This is a genomic window from Pseudomonas sp. FSO-7 (genome assembly GCF_059579345.1).
In genome coordinates, this window is sequence record NZ_CM184193.1 from 1,314,675 (window position 1) to 1,334,036 (window position 19,362).

At 59.0% G+C, this 19,362-nt stretch carries 20 protein-coding genes and 1 pseudogene; 18 read left to right on the top strand and 3 right to left on the bottom strand.

Going from position 1 to position 19,362, the window contains the following annotated elements:
- The first annotated feature begins 39 nt into the window (after positions 1–39).
- The 3 genes from AC515T_RS05610 to rpoS all read left to right on the top strand — a co-directional run bounded on the left by AC515T_RS05610 (position 40) and on the right by rpoS (position 2,846).
- A complete protein-coding gene (locus tag AC515T_RS05610) occupies positions 40–675 on the top strand; it encodes a protein-L-isoaspartate(D-aspartate) O-methyltransferase (RefSeq protein WP_170862085.1) in 636 nt (211 codons plus the stop codon).
- 211 nt (positions 676–886) lie between these two features.
- The gene (locus AC515T_RS05615) at positions 887–1,732 is read left to right on the top strand and encodes a peptidoglycan DD-metalloendopeptidase family protein (RefSeq protein WP_496531731.1); all 846 of its coding nucleotides are present in this window, start codon (positions 887–889) and stop codon (positions 1,730–1,732) included.
- Between the two features lie 106 nt (positions 1,733–1,838).
- A complete protein-coding gene (gene rpoS, locus AC515T_RS05620) occupies positions 1,839–2,846 on the top strand; it encodes an RNA polymerase sigma factor RpoS (protein ID WP_047227588.1) in 1,008 nt (335 codons plus the stop codon).
- 1,513 nt (positions 2,847–4,359) lie between these two features.
- Here the strand turns inward: rpoS and fdxA are convergent.
- The 3 genes from fdxA to AC515T_RS05635 all read right to left on the bottom strand — a co-directional run bounded on the left by fdxA (position 4,360) and on the right by AC515T_RS05635 (position 8,514).
- On the bottom strand, positions 4,360–4,683 hold the full coding sequence (gene fdxA / locus AC515T_RS05625) for a ferredoxin FdxA (RefSeq protein ID WP_496531732.1): 324 nt from the start codon (positions 4,681–4,683) through the stop codon (positions 4,360–4,362).
- Positions 4,684–4,827: 144 nt separating this feature from the next.
- Positions 4,828–7,395 carry a DNA mismatch repair protein MutS gene (mutS, locus tag AC515T_RS05630; protein WP_167331288.1) on the bottom strand — a complete coding sequence of 856 codons (2,568 nt, stop codon included), beginning with the start codon at positions 7,393–7,395 and terminating at the stop codon, positions 4,828–4,830.
- Positions 7,396–8,160: 765 nt separating this feature from the next.
- Positions 8,161–8,514: a DUF6124 family protein gene (locus AC515T_RS05635; RefSeq protein ID WP_496531733.1), complete on the bottom strand. Its 354-nt coding sequence runs from the start codon at positions 8,512–8,514 to the stop codon at positions 8,161–8,163.
- A 527-nt stretch (positions 8,515–9,041) separates the two neighbouring features.
- Here AC515T_RS05635 and AC515T_RS05640 point away from each other — a divergent pair.
- From AC515T_RS05640 to AC515T_RS05710, 15 genes and pseudogenes are all read left to right on the top strand, one after another.
- Positions 9,042–9,776: a LexA family transcriptional regulator gene (locus AC515T_RS05640; protein ID WP_003198297.1), complete on the top strand. Its 735-nt coding sequence runs from the start codon at positions 9,042–9,044 to the stop codon at positions 9,774–9,776.
- A 460-nt stretch (positions 9,777–10,236) separates the two neighbouring features.
- Complete coding sequence (locus tag AC515T_RS05645; RefSeq protein ID WP_496533077.1) at positions 10,237–10,392, top strand: Com family DNA-binding transcriptional regulator; 156 nt, start codon at positions 10,237–10,239, stop codon at positions 10,390–10,392.
- Positions 10,393–10,433: 41 nt separating this feature from the next.
- A complete protein-coding gene (locus AC515T_RS05650) occupies positions 10,434–10,634 on the top strand; it encodes a hypothetical protein (protein WP_496531734.1) in 201 nt (66 codons plus the stop codon).
- A 20-nt stretch (positions 10,635–10,654) separates the two neighbouring features.
- Positions 10,655–11,914, top strand: coding sequence for an IS256 family transposase (locus AC515T_RS05655; protein ID WP_496530171.1), 1,260 nt, complete (start codon positions 10,655–10,657; stop codon positions 11,912–11,914).
- A 70-nt stretch (positions 11,915–11,984) separates the two neighbouring features.
- The gene (locus AC515T_RS05660) at positions 11,985–12,455 is read left to right on the top strand and encodes a hypothetical protein (protein ID WP_496531735.1); all 471 of its coding nucleotides are present in this window, start codon (positions 11,985–11,987) and stop codon (positions 12,453–12,455) included.
- Positions 12,456–12,476: 21 nt separating this feature from the next.
- Positions 12,477–12,599, top strand: a pseudogene (locus tag AC515T_RS05665) (Com family DNA-binding transcriptional regulator); the annotation flags it as partial.
- A gap of 19 nt (positions 12,600–12,618) precedes the next feature.
- Positions 12,619–13,263: a hypothetical protein gene (locus AC515T_RS05670; RefSeq protein WP_496531736.1), complete on the top strand. Its 645-nt coding sequence runs from the start codon at positions 12,619–12,621 to the stop codon at positions 13,261–13,263.
- A 5-nt stretch (positions 13,264–13,268) separates the two neighbouring features.
- Positions 13,269–13,736, top strand: a complete 468-nt coding sequence (locus AC515T_RS05675; protein WP_496531737.1) for a hypothetical protein — start codon at positions 13,269–13,271, stop codon at positions 13,734–13,736.
- Positions 13,737–13,935: 199 nt separating this feature from the next.
- Positions 13,936–14,286: a phage holin family protein gene (locus AC515T_RS05680; RefSeq protein ID WP_135843944.1), complete on the top strand. Its 351-nt coding sequence runs from the start codon at positions 13,936–13,938 to the stop codon at positions 14,284–14,286.
- 36 nt (positions 14,287–14,322) lie between these two features.
- On the top strand, positions 14,323–14,835 hold the full coding sequence (locus AC515T_RS05685; RefSeq protein ID WP_496531738.1) for a hypothetical protein: 513 nt from the start codon (positions 14,323–14,325) through the stop codon (positions 14,833–14,835).
- A 3-nt stretch (positions 14,836–14,838) separates the two neighbouring features.
- Entirely contained in the window at positions 14,839–15,450 is a 612-nt protein-coding gene (locus tag AC515T_RS05690; protein ID WP_496531739.1) for a phage baseplate assembly protein V, read from the top strand.
- An 11-nt stretch (positions 15,451–15,461) separates the two neighbouring features.
- Complete coding sequence (locus AC515T_RS05695; protein WP_496531740.1) at positions 15,462–15,794, top strand: phage baseplate protein; 333 nt, start codon at positions 15,462–15,464, stop codon at positions 15,792–15,794.
- The gene (locus AC515T_RS05700) at positions 15,791–16,786 is read left to right on the top strand and encodes a baseplate J/gp47 family protein (protein ID WP_496531741.1); all 996 of its coding nucleotides are present in this window, start codon (positions 15,791–15,793) and stop codon (positions 16,784–16,786) included. The genes AC515T_RS05695 and AC515T_RS05700 overlap by 4 nt, the downstream gene beginning before the upstream one ends.
- A complete protein-coding gene (locus AC515T_RS05705) occupies positions 16,783–17,418 on the top strand; it encodes a phage tail protein I (protein WP_496531742.1) in 636 nt (211 codons plus the stop codon). The genes AC515T_RS05700 and AC515T_RS05705 overlap by 4 nt, the downstream gene beginning before the upstream one ends.
- Entirely contained in the window at positions 17,419–19,362 is a 1,944-nt protein-coding gene (locus AC515T_RS05710) for a phage tail protein (RefSeq protein WP_496531743.1), read from the top strand.

The window sequence follows — 19,362 nt, forward strand, 5'->3', positions numbered from 1 at the left end:
GCTCGTGAGCAAGACGATATGCTGCGCCGCGGAATCGGCATGACCTCCCAGCGCACCCGTGAACGACTGATCCAGCGTCTCTACGAAGAAGGTCTGTCCAACGCCCAGGTGTTGGAAGTGATTCGCCGCACGCCGCGCCATCTGTTCGTCGATGAAGCCCTGGCCCATCGTGCCTACGAAGACACGGCGTTGCCGATTGGCCACAACCAGACCATTTCCCAGCCGTACATGGTGGCCCGCATGAGCGAGTTGCTGCTGGAGGCGGGACCGCTGGACAAAGTGATGGAGATCGGCACCGGTTCGGGTTACCAGACGGCGGTGTTGTCGCAGCTGGTCGAACGGGTGTTTTCCGTCGAGCGGATCAAGGTGCTGCAGGATCGCGCCAAGGAACGCCTGGTGGAGTTGAACCTGCGCAACGTGGTGTTTCGTTGGGGCGATGGCTGGGAAGGTTGGCCGGCCCTGGCGCCGTACAACGGCATCATCGTCACCGCCGTGGCCACCGACGTGCCCCAGGCCCTGCTGGATCAGCTCGCCCCCGGTGGACGGCTGGTCATTCCCGTGGGCGCCGGCGAAGTCCAGCAACTGATGCTGATCGTGCGCGAAGAACACGGTTTTTCGCGACATGTCCTGGGAGCGGTGCGGTTCGTGCCGTTGCTCAATGGACCCTTGGCCTGAGCATTTATCAACAGACGCTGAATTCCGTGGCCACGCCTGTGTCTTACAGCGGCACCGATTCGCTGAACAGAGCCCAATGGCGTCGAGCAAACGTGTGCGGCGGCGCGTTGCGCTTCATTAATAGAGGCGCAGTCGTTGCCAGCTATATTTGTATGAGTGCGGCCTGGACAGGCAGCCTCCAATTTTTCAGCCACCACAAAGGGAGCGGCGGGTGAGTCTCACAGTCATTGCGCAGCGTATGGGTATCACGAGCTTTCAGCGCCTGGTGACTGGCCTTGTCTTGAGCACTTTGCTGGTCGGTTGCTCCAGTACGCCGTCGAGCAATGTCCGGGTTGTCGATCGCAACAATGCAACACCTCAACGTCCTACGGTAACGACCGGCCAATATGTAGTCCGTCGCGGCGATACGCTGTTTTCCATCGCTTTTCGCTACGGTTGGGACTACAAAGCCCTCGCGGCGCGCAACAACATTCCTGCGCCTTATACGATTCACCCCGGTCAGACGATTCGCTTCGATGGCCGTAGTGGTTCAACGCCTACCGCGGTGGTGACACAGTCGGGTTCGACGGCTTCGTCGTCGAGTAAAACCACAGTCATTCGCCGACCGGCGGGGGCTGGCACGGCGGTAATACCGTCCGTCGCGAGCAAACCGACCCCTGCTCCGATGCCGCCTGCGGGCCCCGCCCCGACTGGCTGGGGATGGCCTTCTAATGGCGTTCTCATTGGAAAATTCTCTTCAAACGGTAGTTTGAATAAAGGAATTGATATCGCCGGGGATTTGGGACAGCCTGTTTTAGCCGCGTCTGATGGCACGGTTGTGTACGCCGGGAGTGGTTTGAGGGGCTACGGCGAACTCGTGATCATCAAACACAGCGATACCTACGTCAGTGCCTACGGTCACAACCGCAGGCTGTTGGTTCGGGAGGGGCAGCAGGTCAAGGTCGGACAGACAATTGCCGAAATGGGATCAACGGGAACGGACCGGGTGAAACTGCACTTTGAGATTCGCCGACAAGGTAAACCAGTCGATCCGCTGCAATTCCTGCCACGTCGTTGATTTGATTGTCAGCCTGTTCCGTCACGTAGAGGGAACAGGCTCCAGCGTTGCCAAGGATAAAGGCGTCGCTTGAGCTTGAGGTCGAACTCACCAAAGGACTATAACAATGGCTCTCAGTAAAGAAGTGCCGGAGTTTGACATCGACGATGAGGTTCTCCTTATGGAGACCGGCATCGCTATGGATTCGATGTCGAATGATGAAGGGGCGACTCCACCTTCCGTTCGTGCCAAATCCAGACACTCCGCTTCACTTAAACAACATAAGTACATCGATTACACCCGGGCGCTGGACGCCACTCAGCTGTACCTCAACGAAATCGGATTTTCGCCACTGCTTTCTCCCGAGGAAGAAGTTCATTTTGCGCGGCTGTCGCAAAGTGGCGACCCGGCCGGTCGAAAACGCATGATTGAAAGCAACCTGCGCCTGGTGGTGAAAATCGCCCGACGCTACGTCAATCGCGGGCTTTCGCTGCTGGACCTGATCGAAGAGGGCAACCTGGGCCTGATTCGCGCTGTCGAGAAATTCGACCCCGAGCGCGGCTTCCGCTTCTCGACCTACGCCACCTGGTGGATCCGCCAGACCATCGAACGGGCGATCATGAACCAGACCCGGACGATCCGGTTGCCGATTCATGTGGTCAAGGAACTGAACGTCTACCTGCGGGCCGCCCGTGAGTTGACCCAGAAACTCGACCATGAACCTTCACCCGAAGAAATCGCCAATCTGCTGGAAAAACCGGTGGGTGAGGTCAAGCGCATGCTTGGGCTCAACGAGCGGGTCTCTTCGGTGGACGTTTCCCTGGGGCCGGACTCGGATAAAACCTTGCTGGACACCCTCACCGATGATCGACCCACCGATCCGTGCGAGCTGTTGCAGGACGATGACCTGTCACAGAGCATCGACCAGTGGCTTTCGGAGCTGACCGACAAGCAACGGGAAGTGGTGATTCGCCGCTTCGGCTTGCGGGGGCACGAAAGCAGCACGCTTGAAGACGTCGGGCTGGAGATTGGTTTGACTCGTGAGCGGGTCCGGCAGATCCAGGTTGAAGGCCTCAAGCGTTTGCGAGAGATCCTGGAGAAAAACGGCTTGTCGAGTGAGTCGTTGTTTCAATAACCCAAGGCAAGAGCAGCATAAAACGCCCTGACTGGCTGTGATGCTGTCTACTTGGAAAAACGGCGCTTCCCTTGCTAAAGAGGGAGGCGCCGTTTTTTTTTGGCTTGGGTTTGGGTGTATATCCGTTTCTTCGGTAACGGCGGCTATTGGTTCCGCCCTTACGGCGGGTCACTTTTGGAAGAGCGCCAAAAGTAACCAAAAGCGCTTCTGCCCCACCACTCGGTGCCTCGCTAAGGCTCGGCATGCCTGAACGAAGGCCTTGCTCCGTGGGCCGCCGCGAAGGGCCATCCATGGCCCAGCGCGGCTAACCCGGCATCCATGCCGGGTTACCCACTCCACAACACCTCCGTTCAGCCATCGTGGTTAATGGGGCGCCCGAGATCAACGTCCACCGCGAGGCGGCCTGATAGCCGACCTGGTTCCTGATGGGACCGCGTTTCCCCTGTGGGAATAAAGTGTGGGAGCGAGCTTGCTCGCGATGGCGGTGGGTCAGTTTGCGGTGATGTTGGATGTGCCGGCCTCATCGCGAGCAAGCTCGCTCCCACGGTGGTTCTGTGTTGGACATACATTTTTGTATCCACTGGAGATTGAATGTGGGAGCGAGCCTGCTCGCGATGGCGGCGGCTCAGTCACGTGGATGTTGGGTTTGCCGGCTTCATCGCGAGCAGGCTCGCTCCCACAGGAGAAATGCGGTCCCCATCAAGAGCCAGGTCGGCTATCAGGCCGCCTCGTAGTGGGGTGGACGTTGATCTCAGCGCCCCGTTAACCACGCTGGCCGAACGCAGGCATTGTGGAGTGGGCATCCCGGCATGGATGCCGGGATAGCCGCGCAGGGCCATGGATGGCCCTTCGCGGCGGGCCCACGGAGCAATGCCGGAGTGAGGGCGTGCCGAGCCTTAGCGAGGCACCGAGTGGTGGGGCAGAAGCGTTTTGGTTACTTTTGCGCTTCTCAAAAGTGAGCCGCCGTAAGGGCGGAACCATAAGCCGCCGTTACCGAAGAAACGGATATACACCCCCCCCCCTGAAATCCCCCACCCGTAAACGATAGAACATCACGACTGGTTTAAAGCCTTTGCGCTTCCGAAGGGTCATTTCCCTAGCCCGATCTATTTGTAGCTTCAGCTTGTAAGCCTTTGCCTAGTGTTACGTAAGCAATCGGTTTCTCATCGCCGGGACAGACAGCTATAAATACCGTGATCTTTTTATATTTAACTGATTTATAAGGGAAATTTGTTGATGAATATCGTGTGACAGAGCAAGCCACCTGTATCAGCCGCGTTGCACTCGCCCGGGAAAATACTAATATCAGTCCTGTGTCGACGGACAGACACACCCGTCAAGGACGATGGGAAGGAAGGACATCGCAGGACGCGATTCATCAGGACGATGAATAGGATTAAAGGGATTAGGGAAAAAATGTGGGCGGGTCAAACCGCCCCTTTTTTTTGCCTGCGATTTTGTTCCAGGCAGCAAAAAGGCCCGCAAAGGGCCTTTTCGACGAACGTAACAACGATCAGCGTTCCAGGTCTGCGATCTTGCCAGGCTTGCCATCCCACGCTGCGGCGTCCGGCAGGGGGTCTTTCCTCTCGGTGATGTTCGGCCAGACATCCGCCAGCTCGGCGTTCAGCTCGATGAAATTCTCCATGCCGGCCGGCACTTCGTCTTCCGAAAAAATGGCATTCGCCGGGCATTCCGGTTCACACAGGGCGCAGTCGATGCACTCATCCGGGTGAATGACCAGAAAATTCGGCCCTTCGTAAAAGCAGTCCACCGGACACACTTCTACGCAGTCGGTGTACTTGCACTTGATGCAGTTGTCGGTGACGACGAAGGTCATTTCTAATTCTCTCCTCAGGCGGCGGCAGCGAATCCCCTTCACGGGTGGGGTCGCCAGGTTCGGGAGCGGTAGTCTGCGGACCAGGCTAAATAGTCCGCAGCATCCCAAACCGCGCGAGATTCTAACAGCTTGAAAGCCTGTGCGTTAGATCCGTGTCTTCAATGTATAGAGTAAATCCAGCGCCCGGCGCGGGGTCAGGTCGTCCAGATCGAGCTTGGCCAGTTCATCGAGCACCGGGTGGGGCAGGCTGGCGAACAGGTCGCTTTGCTGGGGTGCGGCCGGTTTGCCTTTGGTTGGGCGTGGTGCTTCGTGGGGCAGGCTGGTGGTTTCCAGGCGGCTCAGGTGCTCACGGGCACGGGTGATCACTTCGCTCGGCACGCCGGCCAGTTGCGCCACTGCCAGGCCGTAGCTCTGGCTGGCCGGGCCAGGCAGCACATGGTGCAGGAAAACGATGCGCTCATTGTGCTCGGTGGCATTGAGGTGAACGTTGGCCACCAGTGGCTGGCTTTCCGGCAGTACCGTCAGCTCGAAATAGTGAGTGGCGAACAACGTATAAGCCCGCAGGTGCGCCAGACGTTCGGCTGCAGCCCAGGCCAGAGACAAGCCGTCGAACGTACTGGTGCCGCGTCCGACTTCGTCCATCAGCACCAGGCTGCGTTCGGTGGCGTTGTGCAGGATGTTCGCGGTTTCGCTCATTTCCACCATGAACGTCGAACGCCCGCCTGCCAGGTCATCGCTGGAGCCGATCCGGGTGAAAATCCGGTCCACCAGGGACAATTCGCAGCTGGCCGCCGGGACGAAGCTGCCGATGTGGGCCAGCAGCACGATCAGTGCGGTCTGGCGCATGTAGGTGGACTTACCGCCCATGTTCGGACCGGTGATCACCAGCATGCGGGTGTTGTCGTCCAGGCTCAGGTCGTTGGCCACGAACGGCGTGGTCAGTACTTGCTCGACCACCGGGTGACGACCTTGGCTGATGCGCATGCACGGTTCGCTGACGAAGCGCGGGCAGTTCAGGTCCAGGTTCAAGGCACGTTCGGCCAGGTTGCTCAGCACGTCCAGTTCCGCCAAGGCGCCGGCGGTGTCCTGCAAGGGCGGCAATTGGCTGATCAGGTCTTCGAGCAGTGCTTCGTAGAGCATCTTTTCCCGGGCCAGGGCGCGGCTCTTGGCTGACAGCGCCTTGTCTTCGAACGCCTTGAGTTCCGGGGTGATGAAACGCTCGGCACCCTTGAGAGTCTGGCGGCGAACATAATCGGCCGGGGCTTGCTCGGCCTGCTTGCTCGGCAGTTCGATGAAGTAGCCGTGGATGCGGTTGTAGCCGACCTTGAGGTTGGCCAGGCCGGTGCGGGCTTTTTCCCGGGCTTCGAGGTCGATCAGGAACTGGCCGGCGTTCTCGCTCAGCGCTTGCAGCTCGTCGAGTTCGGCGTCGTAGCCGGTTTTCAGTACCCCACCGTCACGGATTACCGCTGGCGGGTTATCGATAATGGCTTTTTCCAGCAGCGCGGCCAGCTCCGGGTAGGTGCTGGTGGTACGCGCCAGTTGCTGCAGGTGTGGCGCTTCGAGGTCGGTCATCGCCACTTGCAGCTCGGGCAGGGCGCCGAGGGCATCGCGCAGGCGCGCCAAGTCCCGGGGACGGGCATTGCGCAGGCCGATACGGGCGAGAATGCGCTCGATGTCGCCGATTTCCTTGAGCTGTGGTTGCAACTGCTCGAAGCGATAACGATCCAGCAGGCAGGTAATGGAGGACTGGCGCGCCAGCAGCACGGTCAGGTCCCGCAGCGGCCGATTCAACCAGCGGGTCAGCAGGCGGCTGCCCATGGCGGTCTGGCAGCGATCGACCACCGATTGCAGGGTGTTGTCGCGCCCGCCGGCCAGGTTGGTGTCCAGTTCCAGGTTGCGCCGGCTCGCGCCGTCCAGCACTACCGTGTCATCCAGGCGTTCGTGACGCAGGCTGCGCAAGTGGGGCAGGGCGGTGCGCTGGGTTTCCTTGGCGTAGGCCAGCAGGCAACCGGCCGCGCCGATGGCCAGGGTCAGGTTCTCGCAACCGAAGCCCTTGAGGTCTTGGGTGGAAAATTGCTGGCAGAGACTTTTCAGCGCCGAGTCGCGCTCAAAATCCCACGGCGCCCGACGGCGCACGCCACGGCGTTTTTCCGCCGGCAGGTCTTTGGGCCAGTCATCGGGAATCAACAGCTCGACCGGGTTGACCCGCTCCAGCTCCGCCAGCAGGTTTTCCCAGCCCTTGATTTCCAGCACCGAGAAATTGCCGCTGGTGATGTCCAGCACCGCCAGGCCGAACAGGCGCTCGTCGCCCAGCACCGCGGCGATCAGGTTGTCCCGGCGCTCATCCAGCAAGGCCTCGTCACTGACCGTGCCCGGGGTGATGATCCGCACGACTTGGCGCTCCACGGGCCCTTTGCTGGTGGCCGGGTCGCCGACTTGTTCGCAGATCACCACGGATTCGCCGAGCTTGACCAGCTTCGCCAGGTAACCTTCCGCCGCGTGGTAAGGAATCCCACACATCGGAATCGCCATGCCCGCCGATTGCCCACGCGCCGTCAGGGTGATGTCCAACAGCTTGGCGGCTTTCTTCGCGTCCTCGTAGAAGATTTCGTAGAAGTCGCCCATGCGGTAGAACATCAGCTGATCGGGGTGCTGGTTCTTCAGGCGCCAGTATTGCTGCATCATCGGCGTGTGGGAGGACAGGTCGTTCACGGCTGTATTCATGGGTGTCAGGGAAGCTCGTTGAAAGGTGTGGGGCAAAAGGAGGGGCATTGGCCCGGCTTTTCCGCGATGGGCGCAAGGTTAACATGGGTGGTCGGGGGGGACCCAGGCGTGAGTGGTTTTTGGGGCTGGGTGTATATGGGATTGGGTGTATATCCGTTGCTGCGGTAACGGCCACTTATGGTTCCGCCCTGACGGCGGGTCACTTTTGAAGAGCCTGGAAGCCGGCCCAGTCAAAAGTAACCAAAACGCTTTTGCCCCACCACTCGGTGCCTCGCCTAGGCTCGGCATGCCTGAACGAAGGCATTGCTCCGTGGGCCGCCGCGAAGGGCCATCCATGGCCCAGCGCGGCTAACCCGGCATCCATGCCGGGTTGCCCACTGCGCAATACCTTCGTTCAGCCAGCGTGGTTAACGGGGCGCCCCAGATCAAAAACAAAACCGAGGCGGCCTGGTAGCCGACCTGGTTCTTGGTGGGACCGCGTTTCCCCTGTGGGAGCGAGCCTGCTCGCGAGGCGGCCTTACAGCCGGCCTGTCTCTCCGGCTGTACCCCGATCCAATGTGGGAGCGGGCTTGCTCGCGAAGGCGGCCTGACAGCCGGCCTGTCTCTCCGGCTGTACCCGATCAAATTGTGGGAGCGAGCTTGCTCGCGATGACGGCAGCCAATACAACTTAGTTGTAACTGAACTACCGCTATCGCGAGCAATCTCCCACAGTGATTGCTTGGGCTTCTCTTAGGTCTCGGCTTGCATCATGCCTACCTTACCTCAACCACATCCAACGCCCGATTCGCCAGCAACTGGCTCAGCTCGATCATCTGTTGAACCCCCAGCAAGATATTCCGCCGCGAGCCCTTCAGGTCGAATGCCAGGTCGCTGACCATGGCGTTGGCCGAGGCCAGGGTTTCGCTGAGGTTGGCGAGCAGGCATTCGGCGTCGATGTTGGGGGCGATGATGAAAAGGGTGTCGGGTGTGTCGCAGGTTTCTTTGTCGGCTTTGGGTTTGAGGTAATGGTCCAGGGCACGAGTGGCCGCGTCGTCGAGTTTTTTGGCGTTGGCCGATTGGCTGCGAGAGACGTGATCGTCTGGGGGATTTGGTGTGTGCTTCGGCATTCTATGGATCCTTGAAGTTGAGCCACCACTCACTCGCGACTAAACGAGGGGCGGCAGCTGTACGCAGGTTAGTCGACCGGGGATCCAAGGAACCGGCGCGCCCGAGGGCGCCCTGCGCACAACTACCATCAAGTGCAGGAATAGAAGTACCTGACTGAATGGAGCAATGAGCACCTTGGAATACCGAGCGACTAAACCCGATCACTGATGGGCAGTGACAGGATCAAAAGTACCGATGGCCCCCAAGGCGCACAAGCCGGCGGATTCTGGCGTAGTTGTAGGCAGAGGCGCAAGAAAACGTAGCCTTGCGTCGCACATTTGAAGGACGGGGGCGGCGCGTTTTCCTAAGGGGGTGTAGGGCGAATCCCGTGGCGAGGGAGCTGAGTGCGAAGCGCTCACAAAAAGGGTCTGCTGCGCAGCCCAGCGGGAGCAAGCTCCCTCGCCACAATGGATGCAAAAGGCTGGAATTGCATATTTATGCAAAACAGCATTTGTCTTCCGCTAAAAGAACAAGCATTATGCGCGTTATGCAAAAACGCAACGTTTCTACCGTATTAAGAGCATTGCTCGATCAGCACGGGATCTCCCCCACGGAGCTTCACCGGCGTACCGGCGTGCCTCAGTCCACCCTTTCGCGGATTCTCAGCGGCAAGATTGTCGACCCTTCGGATAAACACATCTCGAAGATCGCCGAATACTTCGCCGTGAGCACTGACCAGTTGCGCGGGCGCGCGGACGTTGTGCCCGCCGGCAACGCTCGCCGCGATGAGCCGCATTCCGAACTCAAGGACATAAGCCTGTGGGACGACGAAACACCCGTCGAAGAAGACGAAGTGTCGGTCCCTTTTCTGCGCGAGGTTGAATTGGCTGCTGGATCAGGAAGATTCGTCATCGAGGAAAGCGAGCGCTCCAGCCTGCGCTTCGGCAAGCGTAGCCTGCGCCACAACGGTGTGCAGTTCGATCAGGCGAAGTGCGTGACGGTGCGCGGCAACAGCATGTTGCCGGTGCTGCGCGACGGCGCCACGGTTGGGGTGAATGCGGGCAAGTGCGGGATCGGCGACATCGTCGACGGTGACCTCTACGCCATCAACCACAACGGCCAACTGCGGGTGAAGCAGCTTTATCGCCTGCCCACCGGCATCCGCCTGCGCAGCTTCAACCGTGATGAACATCCGGACGAGGACTACACCTTTCAGGAAATGCAGGACGAGCAAATCGTCATCCTCGGTCACGTCTTCTGGTGGGGTATGTACGCCCGCTAACCTCTCCGCTGTCAGATAAAACCCGCCGTCGTGCGGGTTTTTTTTCGCCTCCTGAAAACCCGCAACCCCTGTGTTTGCGAGGGGTTCATGCATTTGCGCATTCGTCATGCATAAATAAATGCATTTACGCATTGACTGTATATGCATACATGCATATTCTGTGTCCAAGCCGCTCGACAAAGCGGCTGGCAACAAAGCTCTTTAGTTCCATCAACAGGCAGCGATGAACCGGCCTTAACGGTTCAGAGGGTTGGCAACTGGCCCGGGTGTGCAGCGTAAAGCACCAGAAGCAGTTATCCGGCGGGCAGGGGCCGCGGTCGGAGGAACAATTTGAATGGATCCGTACCGCGCCAGTCGCGCCGAAAGATCAAGCGCATTACTGAAAAGCCTGGGCAACCGGGCTTTTTGGAATGCCTGTGCCGCAAAGCACTTCAAACCGCCGCCAATGGGAGGGCTTTCGATGCTGAAGGATTTCAGATGCGGTCACTGCAAAAGACTTCTGGCCCGCATGGGCGAGAACACCGAACTCCAGATCAAATGTGCCCGATGCGGAACGTTGAATCATGTGAAGGCCCTTGAGCCTCGAGTGAACGCCGGCGAGCGACATGAGCGCTAAAGCTGCGCAATCAAAATCATCCGACTCAAAAGGTTTATCTCATGAAAAAAATTACAGTTGCTTCATTGCTGGGTTTGTTTCTGTTTTCTGGTGTGTCCGTTAGCGCATGGGCAGAAACCGCCATGTCTTGGAACTTGGCAAAAGATGTGATCTTTGCAAAAGAGCGTGTTGCGACAGACTCGCCTTGGGCTTTTATGGAAAACACCTCTGGGGACTGTCAGAAATTTTGTGTTCGGGCATAACATGCTGAAGAGGTGCATGTATGCCAATCAAAAAGAAGACGGCCTTGGAGGCCAAAACCGAGTTCCCTTCGATCCCGAAGGAGCTGATTGATCAGTTCGTCAAAGGTCCTATGACTGCCGAGGCGATTCAGGACGCGTCGATGGCCTTCAAGAAGGCGCTTATCGAGCGAGCCCTGGGTGCAGAGCTGGGTCACCATCTTGGCTATCCTCAGGGCGCGGAGCGCCCCGAGGAGTCGAGTAACCAGCGCAACGGTAAAAGTGGCAAGACCGTTTTGACAGACGACGGTCCGCTTCGTCTGGAGATTCCCCGAGATCGCGATGGCAGCTTTGCGCCGATTCTGATTCCCAAGCATGAGCGGCGCTTTACCGGTTTCGATGACAAGATCATCGCCATGTACGCTCGGGGCATGACGGTTCGCGAGATTCGTGCGTTTCTCCTGGAGCAGTACGGCACGGATGTCTCGCACGACTTCATCAGCTCGGTCACCGACGCGGTGATGGAAGAGATCGGCGCTTGGCAGCAACGACCGCTTGAGCCGATGTACCCGGTCATCTTCTTCGACGCGCTGCGGGTCAAAATCAGGGAAGAAGGTCTGGTCCGCAATAAGGCCATCTACTTGGCCTTGGGCGTACTACCGGACGGAACCCGCGATATCTTGGGCATCTGGATCGAGACAACGGAAGGCGCCAAGTTCTGGATGAAGGTCTTCAATGACCTCAAGACACGCGGCGTCGAAGACGTGTTGATTGCCGTGACCGATGGCCTCAAAGGCATGCCAGAAGCCCTGAGCGCGGTGTTTCCTGAGACGACGTTGCAAACCTGCATCGTGCATCTGATCCGCAACAGCCTCGACTATGCAGCCTGGGACAAACGTCGGGAACTGGCCAAGGCTCTCAAGCCGATCTATCAAGCGATCAACGCCGAGGCCGCCGAAGTGGCTCTGGACTCATTCGAAACCGGCCCCTGGGGCAAGCAGTACCCGACCGTCGTGGCTGCCTGGCGACGCGCCTGGGATCGAGTTATCCCGTTTTTTGTCTTCCCGCCCGCCATCCGGAAAGTGATTTACACGACCAATGCAATCGAGAGCATCAACGCTCAACTGCGAAAGATCATTAAAACGAGAGGACACTTTCCAACCGATGATGCTGCCACGAAGCTGATCTGGCTGGGCTTGCGCAATATCACAGCAAACTGGGGCAGTGCGGCCCATGATTGGAAAAGTGCGATGAATCAGTTCGCGATCCTGTACGGGGATCGGTTCATCAGGCCGACGTGGTAAATGAAGGTCTGCCTAACGGCAGGCCGTTACCGGCCCGCACACAAAAAATCTGACACTCCCCACCTCTGGCGTGAATAATCCCGACAACTACATCCTTCTGCCTTCGTTTACGGCCGATGTATGTGGCGGAAAACCTGCAACCTGCTGGCAAGACATTCCGTCCGGGGCTCACGTTACCGTTCACAAGGAAACCTATAACTACACTGGGAACGGCAGCTTTACTGTTCCGCCAGGTAACGTGATTTTTCATCCTGGCATGAATAGTCAAACAATCATCCGCTGGACCAGTCCTGTCACCGGTGCCGTCAATATTCTGGGGCGTATCAACAGTATCCACAGCGCCTGTGGTGATGGTGTCGCATGGTCGCTAAGTCAAGGCGGTGCGGTTTTGCAGTCGGGTAGCTTGGCCAAAGGTACGGGGGCTGTTTTTTCCCTTAGCAATGTACCTGTCACCGCCGCCTCACCTGTTTACTTCGTCCTGGATAAAAAGACTAATTACTCTTGCGACTCAAGCACCATAGACATGCTGATTACCAAATAGCATTCATCGGTATGTGAGAACACCGAACTCCAGATCAAGTGTTCCCGATGCGGAACGTTGAATCATGTGAAGGCCGTTGAGCCTCGAGTGAGCGCCAGCGAGCGAACGGCGTGCGGAATAAACCGTGCCCCCGATACTCAATGACATCCATCGAGGTAAGTAAATGAAATTACTTAAAGAACTCCTGCTGGCGACTGCCTTTCTGTCGTCCGTCCTGTCCTTGGGCGCCAGGGCTGATACGGCCCTGTCGTGGAACCTGGCCCGAGACATGTACCTGATGACCGAAGCCGCACCTGCCGGTTCGCCGTGGTCCTTCATGCAAAACAAATCGGGGGTGAACGCCTCGGCCAACTACACGCTCTTCCCAACGTTCCAGGCCGGGGTGTGCAATGGCAAGCCAACCACCTGCTGGCGGGACGATGCCACTGGAGCCTGGATTTCCATTCCCAACGCAAGCTTCACCTTCACCGGCTCGGGCACAAGCTTCGTGTTCAAGCAGGGCGATGTAGCCACGCATCCCGGCACCAACAGCCAGAGCATCTTCCGTTGGGCCAGTCCTGTCACCGGCAATATCAACGTGCTGGGGCGGGTCAATGACCTGCATAACGCTTGCGGGGATGGTGTTGGCTGGTCGCTCAACCTGGGCGACACCGTGCTCCAGTCCGGGAGCCTGGCAAACGGCGGCAGCACCACGTTCATGTTGAGCAATGTCGCGGTGACGCCGACGTCTTCGCTCTACCTAGTCATCGACAGGAAGGCTAACAACTCTTGCGACGCGACCAGCGTGGACATGCTGATTACTCGGTAGGCGCAATGGCCAAAAAAACCTATTTATCTAAAGGAAGTAAATTAATGAAAAAATTATTCAGCGTGTTGATTGCAGCCGTCCTGGCCACCCAGGCCATCCATGCGTTTGCTGAAAACTCACCTGTCGGTTCCTGGCAATTCGCTTCCTACCATGTTCCGGGCGGTGGTTTTTATGCCAACCAAACGATCTGTTTCAAAGCGGACAATACTTGGTACTCAAGTTCGCAGGCTGGTTGGAATGGAGCATGGTTCCAGAACGGGGACGATCTCCAATGGAATGGGAGTGTGCCGATGCCGGGGGCCGGGAGTGCCAACAATCTCGCCACCATTGCTATGGGTAAGTTCATTGCTGCTGGCTCGATGTCGGGTAACTACGCGGAATGGGCAGCGCCCAGTACGCTACCGCTGTCGTGGGACAGGCACTACACCTACACCATGACTTACAAAGGCGCGACCTGCGGAGCTCCAAAGTGAGGCCAGCCTTGTTCAATTAATGACTTTAAACCCGTCAAGCCCCTGTGAATGTTTGCGCCGTTGTTCAGGCATCTACGTTCTCTGGGGCTTTTTGTTTCACGCCTTCTGTAGCGACTTAATTTGTTGCACCAACCAAGACCTCATTCAACTTCAGAAAAAACTTCCCTGCCCAATCTCAATCACCCACTGGAGGCGTGACATGACAAACGAGCAACAAGCGTTGCTGGACATGCCAATCTGGCTGGTCATCGTGCTCGCCCTGGTGGGTGGGGTGTCCGGCGAGATGTGGCGTGCTGACAAGGAGGGCGCCCGTGGCTGGTCGCTGCTGCGGCGCCTGGCCCTGCGCTCCGGTGCCTGCGTGGTCTGCGGCGTATCGGCAACCATGCTGTTGTACGCCCTCGGCATGTCGATCTGGAGCGCCTGCGCCTTGGGTTGCCTGACCGCCATGGCCGGTGCCGATGTGGCGATCGGTCTTTACGAGCGCTGGGTCGCCAAGCGGATCGGCGTATGCGAAGTGCCACCGCGGGACGTTCCTCCCGACCAGCCGTGAACCCACATCGCTGATCCCTACACAAGGAGGCGATCAATGCCCGTCCTTATCGAAAAACCGTCGCAGCTGTTCTTCGCCATTGCCCAGACGCTGCGCACCACTTATCCCGCTTTGAAAGTCGGCAGCCCACAGGATTTCGATGGCACCGACGATCAACCCTGGGTGCTGATTGCCATTGAGCGTGATGCGCCCGGTCACCGTGCCAACGACGGACGTATCGCCCATGTCCTGACGGTTTCCCTGCAAGTGGTCATGGCTGTTCCGGGCTGGGATGCCTGCGACTTGGCCGCTGAGCTGAAACACCTGGTCATGGACAACCGCTGGGGTCTGTCGGGCGATCAATGCGACCTGCCCACGGAGCTCGATGGCCTGCCGTCCACGTTCATCAACCCGGCACGGTCGTACACCGCCTGGACCCTTTCCTTCACTCAAACCCTGTACCTCGGCCCAACGATGCTGGAAGACCCGTTGGGTATCCCGAAGTTTGCTCGCACCTGGGAAGTGTCGAACATCGACGACCCGGACCAATACACCGCACTCGAGGGTTGAGCCATGTTCGATGCGCTGTTACGGATGCATCTGGGGCCGATCATCGAGCGGCTGGCACAGATGGAAACCGAGCTGGAGGACTTGCATCGGCGTGCGGAGAGTTTCTGCCGCATCGGCGTTTGCCAGGAAGTCGACGCGGCCAGCAACACCTGCAAAGTCAGCCATGGCGGACTGCTGACCCCAGCGATCCGTTTTTTCAACCCGAGTGCCGGCGCCCAGAGCGAGTCGCGGATTCCGTCCGTGGGCGAGCAGTGCCTGTTGCTGAACCACGGCGGCGGTGAGAGCGGTGGGCAAGCCGTGGCGTTGTTCGGCCTCAATGGCGGTCAGTTCCCGCCCGTCTCGACCCAGGCCACGCTGACGCGTCGCCTCTATCAGGACGGTACGGAAAACGGCTACGACCACGCCAGCCATGTCCTGCACTGGCAAAACGGCCCGGCGGCGTTCAGCGGTTCCCGTGAAGCCCTGCAACTGAGCATCGGCCCGTCGCAGTTGGCGATGACACACGAGGCCATCGAATTGAAAGTCGGTGCCGTCGGCATTCGGCTCGACGCCTCCGGTGTGCACCTGAGCGGCCCGGTGGTGGATCACCAGGGACGCGTCATCAGTACCGCATAAGAGATTTCCTCATGATTGGAATCGATCGAAATACCGGCGCCACGGTCGACGACTGGCTGCAGTTCGTGCAGCGCGCCACCCGTGCAATGACCACGCCGTTGGGTACTCGCCAGAAGCGCCCGTTGTATGGCTGCGCCCTCACGCAGTTGCTGGGGCAGAACCTCGGCGACGACCTGCTGATCCTTGCCCAGAGCCACGCGGCCCAAGCGTTCTACAACCCGGACAACGGTATCGATGATTTCGAGCCGCAGGTCATTGTCGCCAGTCGGCACGGCGCTGGATTACTGCTGCGTTTCGCCGGCACCTGGAAAAACCGCAAACAGACTTTCGAGGTGGTGACATGAGCATGTTGATACCCGGCCAGAATCAACTGGCCGAACCGACCATCGTCACCGTCGAAGCGTTCGAGGACCTGCTCGCAGAGTTCAAGACCTTCGTGGTCGAGTACGTCGCCGCACGTTCTCCCGGCAGCGCCGCCAAGTTGGTGGACAGCCTCGAAAACGAAAGCGAACTGCTGACCCTGGCCCTCGAGGCATTCTGTGTCCGGCTGCAAACCCACGAACGCAAATACAACGCCCGCATCAAGCAGATGTTGGCGTGGTGGGCCACGGGCACCAACCTTGATGCCCGCCTCGCGGACATGGGCCTTGAGCGTCAGTTGCTCGATCCCGGCGATCCGGCGGCTTTCCCGCCCATTCCCCCGGTCTATGAGAGCGATGACGATGCCCGGTTGCGTTATTACCTGGCACCCCACGCCCCGGCGGCCGGTTCGCGAATGCAGTATCGGCGGGAGATTTTTACCTTGGGTGAGCGGCCCGTCGTGAAGGTGGAAAACGCCTCGGCAGGTGTGGTGACGGTCACCTACACCTTCGACCCGGATGGTTATGCGGCGCAGGTCAAGGACGGCAATGGACGCCGCACCGCGCCGGGCGAAGTCACGGTCACAGTGCTGTCCCGAGAGGGCAATGGCATACCGTCCGAGGCGCTGCTTGAGGGGGTTCGCCAGCATTTCGCCCGACCTGATGTGCGACCGGAAACCGACCTGGTCATCGTCCAGGCCGCGCAAATCAAACCCTACAAAATCCGCGTCGTGGCGAAGATCAACGCCGGCCCGGATTCGGGCTTGACCCAGGTGGCTGCCGAGCAGCAATTGCGGGAATACGCCGAGGCGTGTCATCGACTGGAAGGTCGGGTGGACCCGAGCTGGATCGACTACACGCTGCATAGCGCCGGCGCGGTTCAGTTGCAGATTCTCGAACCACTCCAGCCGATTGTGACGACGGCTTTCCAAGCCCCGTACTGCACGGGCGTCGAGGTCGAGGTGGAGACGTTATGACTGACGACACACCCCGCCCGAGCCTGCTGCCGGCCAACAGTTCACCATTGGAGCGGGCGCTGGATCTGGGTTTCGCCCGGCTGCTCGAACGCATCGATCCGCCGTTTCCCGAGCTGATGAACCCGTCGGCCACGCCCTTGGCGTTCCTGCCGTATCTCGCGGCGGATCGCGGGGTCAGTGAATGGAGTTCCGCAGCGCCCGAAGCTGAAAAGCGCTTGACCGTTGAACTCGCCTGGCCCACCGCCCGGCAGGCCGGGACGCGAAAGGCGCTGGAAAATGCCGCCAAGGGTTTGCAACTGATGCCTGAAGTGCGCGCCTGGTATGAACAAACACCACCCGGTCCGCCCTACAGTTTTACCGTCAGGGCGTTTACCGAACAGCCCTACAGCGAAGAAATCGACGCCCGTCTCGACCGCCGCCTGGCCGATGCCAAAAGCGAGCGCGACACCTTGAAGGTGTCTGTCGGCTTGAGTGCATTCGGCCGTCACGTCATTGGCGCCGCCACGCTGTGCGGCGAGCTGACCACGGTTTACCCGATTGTCATCCAAGGGCTGGAAGTCTCGGGCCAGGCCTTCATGGCCGCCGGGCTCTACACCGTCGAAACCTCCACTATTTATCCACAGGGGTCCTAAATGGCCGATTACTACACCCTGCTCACCGATGCGGGGATCGCCTACGAAACCGCCTGCAAGGCGGCGGGCACACCGATCAAGCTGTCGCAGATTTCCGTCGGTGACGGCGGTGGAGCGCAATACAACCCGGCCGCAACGGCGACGGCACTCAAGCGCGAAGTTTGGCGCGGGCCGCTCAACGCGCTGTTCCAGGATGAAAACAACCCGAGCTGGCTGCTGGCCGAGGTCACCATCCCGTCCGACGTGGGCGGCTGGTATGTGCGTGAGGCCGGAATCTGGACCGATACCGGCGTCCTGTATGCGATTGTCAAATATCCGGAGTCGTTCAAACCGGTGCTGGCGACGTCTGGCTCGGGGAAAGAGTTCTACATTCGGTCGATTTTCGAGACCAGCAATGCTGAGATGGTGACGCTGCTGATTGACGATACGGTCGTCAAGGCCACGCGGGCCTGGGTGACCGGCTACGTGGCCGACGAACTCGCCAAGCTCGACAGGAAGCAGTCGGTGCGGGCAGCGACGACGGCCAACATTGCCTTGAGTGGCGCGCAGGCGATCGATGGTGTTGCGGTGATTGCCGGGAATCGGGTCCTGGTCAAGTCCCAGACCTTGGCGAAGGACAACGGTATTTACGTTGCCGCGAACGGCGCTTGGGTTCGGGCAAAGGATGCCGATGCAAGTGCCGAAGTGACTTCGGGGTTGACTGTCTCGGTGGAGGAGGGCGCGACGCTTGCCAACACGATCTGGCAGTTGATTACCGATGGAGCGATTGTACTGGGCACTACGGCGTTGGCGTTTCAGAACATCACGCAAGGGTTTGCGCCGCTCAATTCGCCGGTGCTGGTTAATCCGACGGCAAATACGCCGCCGCTATTCGACAACACGAAGTCGATCGCAACGACTGAATACGTCATGCGCGCCAGTGGCAATTATCGCGGTTTTACCAATGCGACGGCAGCGGCCACGTTGACCGCGGCTGCCGCTGGCACGCTGGTGACGGCCATCGGGTCGTTCACACTCACCCTGCCGCTGGTCAACGCTTTACCCTACGGTGGCGCGATCCACTTTCGTAATATTGGCAGCGGCGTTGTCACTGTCGTTTGTGCTGGTGCTGACAGCATAAACTCGGGGGCCGGTCAGATTACGAGTATTGAGTTGCAAGTAGGTGCCACTCTAGAGCTGACTGGTAATGGTGCGAGCGCCTGGTGGGCCGCTGGATCCGCGCAATTGCAATATTCCAAGGTATTTGGCGCTACCGCGGCGCAATTTGACAGCAGCAAGTTGCTGGCCACAGCCGAGTTTGTGAAGCGAATGGGGGTCGAGTGGTCGGGTTTTACCTCGGTCAGCGCCAATACAGTGTTGGGGAATTCAAGCGCTGGCGGCATTGTCGCTGCGTCATCTTCGACGGCAATCAGCGTTACCTTGCCGTCCACCGTGTCAGTGGGGCCAGGAGCCATGATCATGGTGCTGAGTGGTGGGGCAGGTGCTGTCACGCTCCTGGCTTCGAATGGCGAGCTGATTTCTAATTCGAGTGGAAGCGCGATAACACTTGTTTTGGGGCAGGGTGATTCCGCGCTATTGACCAGATTGAGCGGCGAGTGGCGATTGATTGAAGGGACAATGGCTGCGCGGTATTCGGCAACTTTCGCCGCAACTTTTGGATACACCGGCAATCAGGTATTGCCAAGCGGTTGGATACTCAAAACCGGACACGCGTCAACGGATGTCGCGACAGGAACCGTGCCGGTAACGTTTCCCGTCGCATTTCCTACAGCCTGCATGTATGTGGGGGCGATTTATGCCGGGGCTAGTTCAGCGACGAATCCATCTGTTTGTCAATCCGGAATACCGACCCGAACGGGTTTTACGGGCTATATCACTAATGTGGCTGGCAATAACGCAGCTGTCACTGTGGGTGGTTACAACTGGCTAGCCATCGGCTACTGA